Source organism: Myxococcus sp. AM011 (assembly GCF_013372595.1).
Lineage (GTDB): Bacteria > Myxococcota > Myxococcia > Myxococcales > Myxococcaceae > Myxococcus > Myxococcus eversor.
In genome coordinates this window covers 1-6261 of the sequence record NZ_JABXEM010000421.1, presented here as the reverse complement: position 1 = coordinate 6261, position 6261 = coordinate 1, and the positions used below count along the sequence as shown (strand labels likewise).

The following is a 6261-nucleotide window of genomic DNA, read 5'->3' as shown; positions in this document are numbered from 1 at the left end:
GCCTCCCGCAGCAGCGCCTCCACGGCGTCCCGCCCCGGGTTGTCACCTCGATGTCCCCGCGCCCCGGTGAGTCCACCGCTGAAGCGGAGCCGACCGGCGGCATCATAGAACAAGGAATGTCCGGAAGTAGCGACTCCAAACCCGCGAGCTTGCTCGCCTCCCATATCCGCGAGCACGGTGACGCCCGGAATCGCGGCGGCGGCACGCCACAGGGGCCCTTGCGTCCAGTCGCTGGAAGTGCCCTCGGGCTGGAGGAACAGGACGCGCGCGTCGAGCTGGCCCCGGGCGTGCTCCATCAGGACGGACAGCTCCCCCAGGCTCGCGCGAGTGCAGGGGCAGCGCGGGTGGGCGAGCATCACCAGCGTGGGCCGCCCCTCCGCGCGAGGAGGGTGCGCGGACGAGGGCCAGGAGGAAGGGGCCTCGCGCGTCTCGCCCGGGGTGAGGGCATGTCGGGCCAGGAGCGCGAAGCCCGCCGCCGTGGCGACCAGCCACAGCAGACCTCCCAAGAGCCACGCCCCCCGCGACAGGGCGGGAACCTTCATCGGGGACCCCACTTGTGCTCGGCCAGGCCGGAGGTCAGCCGGCTCATGTCGCGCTTGAGGCGCGCGGACTCGGCGGCCCGGCGGATCATCGCGATGAGGTCCGAGGGCTGGTAGGGCTTGAGCACCAGATAGAAGAGGCCCTGCGCATCCAGGCGGTCCCTCCAGTCGAGGTACTCGCGAGAGCCCGTCACCAGCACGCCCGCGAGGTGAGGGTACTGAGTCACGGCCTCGCGCAGCAGTTGGATGCCGCTGGGCCCGGGCATGTGGAGGTCGGTGCACAGGACGTCGAAGGGGCGCAGTCCGAGCAGCCGTCGCGCGGTGAGCGCATCGGGCGCGGTCTGGACCTCGAAGTCCTCGGAGAGCACGGCCGAGGTGGTGGCGAGGACAGCGGCCTCGTCATCCACCAGCAGAACCTGGAGCCTCGGAGCAGTCATTGGCGGGACCTCCCGAGGATAACGTCGTCCGAGCCAGACCGTGAGCAGTCGCGGTGGATTGTTCGCCACCGGCGGACGCACGGTACGCGAGCGCTAGAGGGCGGGCACCTACACCCGCGTGCGGGCCTCGCGCGGACGGGGACACCTGCGCTTGCTCCTCTGTCTACCGTCTCGCATGTCCACGGGTTGGAGCGAGCGGATCCCCCTGCGGGCTCTCGGGCCTGGCTCGCGCGCTGACTCACGAACTGCTCACTCTGAGCCATGAGCCGCTCGTGCTGAGCCGCTCACTGGTGGGCGGTGAAGCGGCCTTTCGCCAGGAAGACGTTCGCGTCGTCGATGAGGACCTCCGTGCCCGCGTCGGCGCGCCAGACGTCGATGAGCGCCGTCACGCGCTCGTACGTGAGGGGATAGACCTCGCCATGAGGAGGCTTCTCCACCAGCACCCACTCGTACACCTGACCGTCAGGGGGCTGCGGTCCACCCACCGCGTGGATGTCGTCGCGGTCCGCGAGCAGGGAGACGAAGTTGCTGCCGAGCAGCGCCGGGCCCTCGCGATGCTGGGCAAGCACTTCCACGCCGCGCGCGATGCTGTCCAGCCGCGCCGGGTCTCCGGGACACTGTCGCGGGTACGTCCGGGAGGAGGTCAGCGTGCGCGTGAACTGGCGCAGGTTGAGCTCGTTGCTGAAGAGGAGGATGAGCCCCGTGGACACCAGGACCCATGCGGGCACCTTCCGAGCGCGCAGCAAGGGCAGGAAACCCATCAGCGCCGCGGCCAGCAGCGGCACGCCGTAATGGAAGCGCCAGGCCATGCCGAGGAAGCGGATGCCGAGCATCGGCAACAGCACCAGCAGCCACGCCCAGTCCGGCTTCACGCGCTCGCGCCAGGCCCAGACTCCCAGCGGAACCAGCAGCAACACCAGCGTGCCCACGCGCGACAGGTGGACCGGAGCCAGCCGGAGCGAGCTGTAGTGGAGGAGCCCGCCGTCCATGCCCTGCTTGAGCCGGATGCTGTAGTCCTCCGACGGCCCCAGCCACCACGGCCGCAACCCATAGACGCCCGCGAGCCACACCAGCGACAGCACGCCCACGCCCACCGCGAAGCGCCGCTCGCCGCGCAGCCACAGCGCGACGGTCAGCATGATGCCCCCGAAGGCGAACTCCTCCTTGCAGGCGAACAGCAGCACCAGCGACACGAGCAGCCAGCCGTTGCGGCGCAGGTGCCACGCCACGCCCGCCATCACCCACGGCAGCGCGGACCACGTCGTGGGGTGGATGGGGAACTTCAGCGCCTCCACCGCGCTGGGAGACAGCAGCAGGAACGCCGCCAGCAGCCCCGTGGCCGCGCGACTCAGCAGCCCGCGTGCCTGGAGCCAGAGCAGCGGCGCCACCGCGAGCAACACGAAGAGCGCCTCGCCCACCAGCGCGGCCCACATCGGAGGCAGCACCGCCACCAGCGGGCGCGCCAGCACCAGGATGGGGTCGAAGTGGTCGTTGAAGATGTAGACCTGTCGCGCGCTGAGCCAGGGGTTCGGGTCCTCGAGCGACATGCGCGCCAGGGCCTGCGTGTAGATGCCCAGGTCGAAGTGCGCGAAGCAGGCGTGCGCGGCCTGAATCCACACCGGCGCGACGACGAGCACCGCCCAGACGAGGACCACGAGCGGCAGGGCCAGCATGCCCGGCCATCGCCGTGCGTGTCCGGGGCTCGAATCGTCGGCGGAAGGAGTCATGAGGTCGCGAAGCGAGGCGCCACCGGCCACGGCCCCGAAGCCGCGTCGTCTAGCGCACTCTCGTGACGCATGTCATCCGACTCGACAGACCGTCCGGCCCCCCCGGGGCCCGCCGCACCCGAACGAAGGATGCGAGGCCCCGAGGCGCGAGGTCCTCCATGCACTTCAGTGTCGATGATGCGCGTGCAGCCCATCCGTGTAGTGCTGGAGCTGCCGGCGCGCGGCGTCGAACGCATCCGATACGGCCTGGTAGGGGTCCTCGTGCGCGGCGTCGTGCTCCGGGTCCCTGCCCGCGACGATGTCCTTTCCGGGCACGTGCAGGTCCACGCGCACCCGGAAGTGGTGGCTGTGCGCGTTGTGTCGGTGAGGCTCATCCACCACGACGTGGCATCCGACAATGCCGTCGAAGAACTGCTCCAGCTTCGCTGCGTGGTCGCGGATGTGCTCGTTCAGGGCCTCGCTGGTCGCCATGCCCCGGTAGGTAATCTGCAACGCTCGCTTCATCGTCGGCCTCGGGTCGGGCCCCGCCATTCGCGGGGCTTCAGGGTGCACCCCTCTCCATTGCATCACCCTGGCCAGCGCCAACCCCTTGGAATGCCTGGGCACCCCGCGCGCGCTTGCGCGGGCTTTGCGGCGAAATGGGGCGGCGCGCAGCCCCTGCGGGGCGCAATGCCCCACGCCTACCTGCTCGTGTCGAGCACGGCCGCGCCGCGCACCCGTCCCTCGCGCAGCGCGGTGAGCGCCTCGTTGGCCTCGGACAGGGGGAACACGCGCACCTCGGTGCGCACCGGCACGCTGGGCGCGAGCACCAGGAAGTCCATCGCATCCGAGCGCGTCAGGTTCGCCACCGAGCGCACCACCTTCTCCTCCCAGAGCAGCGAATACGGGAACGAAGGGACATCGCTCATGTGGATGCCGCCACACACCACCACTCCGCCCTTGTCCACGGCGCGCAGCGCGGCGGGCACCAGCGCTCCCACGGGCGCGAACAGGATGGCCGCATCCAACGGCTCCGGAGGAAGCACATCCGAGCCACCCGCCCACACCGCGCCCAGCTCCCGGGCGAAGCGCTGCCCCTCCTCGTCCCCGGGACGCGTGAAGGCAAACACGCGGCGCTTGCGATGACGCGCCACCTGGATGAGCACGTGCGCGGCGGCGCCAAAGCCATACAATCCCAGCCGTTCACCCTCTCCCGACAGGCGCAGGCTGCGAAAGCCGATGAGCCCCGCGCACATCAACGGCGCGGCGTGGACGTCCGAGTAGTTCGCGGGCAGCGGGAAGCAGAAGCGGTGGTGCGCCACGGCGTACTCCGCGTAGCCGCCGTCCACCTGGTAGCCGGTGAAGCGCGCGAAGTCGCAGAGGTTCTCCCGGCCGGACACGCAGAAGCGGCACTGTCCGCAGGTCCAGCCGAGCCAGGGCACGCCGACCCGCGTCCCCTCCTCCACCCCGAGCACCTCGTCGCCCGCCTCCACGACGGTGGCCACGATTTCATGGCCTGGGATGAGCGGCAGCTTGGGCCTCGGCAGCTCACCGTCCACCACGTGCAGGTCCGTGCGGCACACCGCGCAGGCGTGCACGCGGAGCAGCACCTCCTGCGGGCCCGGTCGGGGGATGGGCCTCGTCTCCGCTCTCAGTGGCTGCCCCGGCGCGTGGAGAACCATCGCGCGCATGGTGCCTTCCATGGGGTCGCTCCCTCTGTCGTCCGCCCTTCAGCGGGCGCATCCGTCCGAGGGAAACATGGGGGGCGACTGCTCCAGCGGGAAGCGCGTCCGAGCTTCCTGCCTCAAATCTGGATGCCCGCGAGGAGGCCCGGCCAGGTGCGCACGGTGGTGCGTCCGCTGTCGCTGACCTCCTTCCACTCCGGCCCGATGCCCAATTCCTTCCACGGGTCACTCCCGTTCCAGGTGACGAGCGTGTTGGAGCTGACCCCGCCGAACACGGCGAAGCGGCTCGACAACTGCCAGCCCGCCATCACCCGGAGCTGCCCGAGCACGTGGTTCGTGTCGTCGTCGAAGTCGAAGAGGCGGTTGGCGTGCAGGCTGGAGCCCAGCACGTCCACGTCGACATAGAACCGGCCCATGGGGATGTGGCCGCCCAGTCCCGCGCCCACCGTGTAGCGACGGCGGTCTCCGTCCATCGGCGGAGAGAGCCCCACGGTGAGCAGCGTGTAGAGGTGTCGTCCGCCCAGCTTCAAGCCGATGTTCGTCAGCGCCACGTCACTGGCCCACGCCTGCACATGGGCCTGACCGTTGCCCACGAAGCTCAGCAGGCCCACCGACTCGCCCTCCGTCTCGCCCGCCACGTTCACCAGGCCCACCTGCGCGCCGTCCACATGGCCGGCCACGTTCACCAGGCCCACCTGCGCGCCGTCCACGTCGCCGCCCACGTTGATGAGGGAGAGCTGCGCGCCGGCCAGCTTGCCCGCGTAGCTGACGCCCGAGGACATCTGCAGGCCCGTCAGGTCGGACGCGACGTTGACTCCCGCCGCCATCTGGACCCCGCGCGAGACACCGCGCGCCACGTTGCCACCCACCGCCATCTGGATGCCGTTCAACGTCCCCGCCGCCAGGTTGCCACCCACCGTGAGCTGCGCGCCCCGCACGTTGGCGCCCGCGATGTTCGCGCCCACGGAGAGCTGCGCGCCCTCCATCTCCCCCGTCGTCACGTTGGCGCCCACCGTGAGCTGTCCGCCGCCCATCGTTCCTCGCACCACGTTGGTGCCCACCGAGGCCAGCACGCCCTCCGAATCCCCGCCCACCAGGTTGCCACCCACCGCGAGCAGCGTGCCGTCCACCGGACCGCCCGACACGTTGGCGCCCACCGTGGCCAGCACACCCGTCGCGCCATGCGTCACCCAGTTGCCGCCCAACGACAGGCCCAGCGCCGTCACCCGCCGGGCATGCGTGGCGATGAGCCCGATGGACACGTCATGCACCAGGTTCTGGCGAGCGAAGCCCGACGTGCTCAGCCCCGGCAGAATCGACAGGTTGAAGGGCACATGGACCTCCTGCTCCGCGGCCTCGGACTTCGCCGTCGCCACCGCCACGGGAGCATCCGTCGCCGTCACCGCGCCCACCGTCGTCGCCTCGACGAGGGGCGGCGGCACCATCGCCCGCTCCACGCCCGGACCTTCGACGGTCGGCACGGACGCCGGACCCGCGTCACCGCCCACCGAGGCGCCAGGTGCCGGGTCCACGCCCTTCGCCTCCTCGGCGCCGGCGGACATCGCCACCATCGCCGCCATGACTCCCGCACACACCGAGACCTTGCGCTTCATCGCTGGACCTTCCTGAGCTTATATCCGAGAGGGCTCCTCCCACGCGTGACGCGGGCACCGGAGCCGGGGTTGTTTCGCGGGAGACGTCGCCGCCTCCCCTCGCGCAACAGAACACCGGGCCCGCGAAATACTGTCACCGGACCTCCACGCCAGGATTTCCCCACCATGGCCCAGACACCCCAGCGCCCCAGGCCCGCTTCCCCGCCCTCGCGGCGGGACGTGCTCGCCGCGGGGCTCGGCGCCGCGCTGCTCCCGGGCCTGACGCACGCGGCCCCGAAACC

6 protein-coding genes are annotated in these 6261 nt (G+C 70.9%); all 6 read right to left on the bottom strand.

Annotated elements, in window-relative coordinates; translation table 11 throughout:
• Window positions 1-542 (bottom strand): RedB protein (locus tag HUW62_RS45100; RefSeq protein ID WP_176437963.1); only part of this gene is annotated, 542 nt, incomplete at its 3' end.
• Window positions 539-976, bottom strand: coding sequence for a response regulator (locus HUW62_RS45095; protein WP_163863694.1), 438 nt, complete (start codon window positions 974-976; stop codon window positions 539-541). The genes HUW62_RS45095 and HUW62_RS45100, both read right to left, overlap by 4 nt.
• Window positions 977-1260: 284 nt before the next feature.
• The gene (locus HUW62_RS45090; protein WP_176437962.1) at window positions 1261-2703 is read right to left on the bottom strand and encodes a DUF2079 domain-containing protein; all 1443 of its coding nucleotides are present in this window, start codon (window positions 2701-2703) and stop codon (window positions 1261-1263) included.
• A 165-nt stretch (window positions 2704-2868) separates the two neighbouring features.
• Complete coding sequence (locus tag HUW62_RS45085) at window positions 2869-3207, bottom strand: HPF/RaiA family ribosome-associated protein (protein WP_163863695.1); 339 nt, start codon at window positions 3205-3207, stop codon at window positions 2869-2871.
• Between the two features lie 176 nt (window positions 3208-3383).
• On the bottom strand, window positions 3384-4385 hold the full coding sequence (locus HUW62_RS45080; protein ID WP_163863696.1) for a zinc-dependent alcohol dehydrogenase family protein: 1002 nt from the start codon (window positions 4383-4385) through the stop codon (window positions 3384-3386).
• Window positions 4386-4486: 101 nt separating this feature from the next.
• Complete coding sequence (locus tag HUW62_RS45075) at window positions 4487-5980, bottom strand: hypothetical protein (RefSeq protein WP_176437961.1); 1494 nt, start codon at window positions 5978-5980, stop codon at window positions 4487-4489.
• Window positions 5981-6261: the final 281 nt, after the last annotated feature.

Coding starts and splice junctions, on each gene's coding strand:
- HUW62_RS45090 (WP_176437962.1), bottom strand. CDS start 2,703: ATGACTCCTTCCGCCGACGATTCGAGCCCCGGACACGCACGGCGATGG.
- HUW62_RS45075 (WP_176437961.1), bottom strand. CDS start 5,980: ATGAAGCGCAAGGTCTCGGTGTGTGCGGGAGTCATGGCGGCGATGGTG.
- HUW62_RS45085 (WP_163863695.1), bottom strand. CDS start 3,207: ATGAAGCGAGCGTTGCAGATTACCTACCGGGGCATGGCGACCAGCGAG.
- HUW62_RS45080 (WP_163863696.1), bottom strand. CDS start 4,385: ATGGAAGGCACCATGCGCGCGATGGTTCTCCACGCGCCGGGGCAGCCA.
- HUW62_RS45095 (WP_163863694.1), bottom strand. CDS start 976: ATGACTGCTCCGAGGCTCCAGGTTCTGCTGGTGGATGACGAGGCCGCT.